At 70.5% G+C, this 349-nt stretch carries 1 pseudogene; it reads right to left on the reverse strand.

Annotation, left to right across the window (positions count from 1 at the left end):
* Positions 1-152 precede the first annotated feature (152 nt).
* Positions 153-349: pseudogene (locus tag ACTJLF_RS34805) on the reverse strand (tripartite tricarboxylate transporter permease); the annotation flags it as partial.

The following is a 349-nucleotide window of genomic DNA, read 5'->3' on the forward strand; positions in this document are numbered from 1 at the left end:
TGCCCCCGGAAGGGGGTTGGCGCAGCGACACGAAGTGCGCGCAGCCTGGGGGCGAATCTGGTCTCCGCGGAACCGGCTTCGCCGGGCCGCAGGTGTTGCCCCCGGAGGGGGTTGGCGCAGCGACACGAAGTGCGCGAAGCCTCGGGGCGAACTCAATCTTCCACGAAGGCTTCCTCGCGCTTGGCCTTGATCGCCGGCAGCAGCACGATGCCCAGCAGCAGCGCCGCGGCGATCAGGAGCCCCGCCGACAGCGGCCGCGTGACGAACACGCTCCACGCCCCGCGCGACAGCAAGAGCGCCCGGCGCAGGTTCTCTTCCATCATCGGCCCGAGGATGAAGCCCAGCAGCA

This window comes from Variovorax sp. 22077 (assembly GCF_052044195.1).
GTDB classification, from domain to species: Bacteria; Pseudomonadota; Gammaproteobacteria; order Burkholderiales; family Burkholderiaceae_C; genus Variovorax; species Variovorax atrisoli.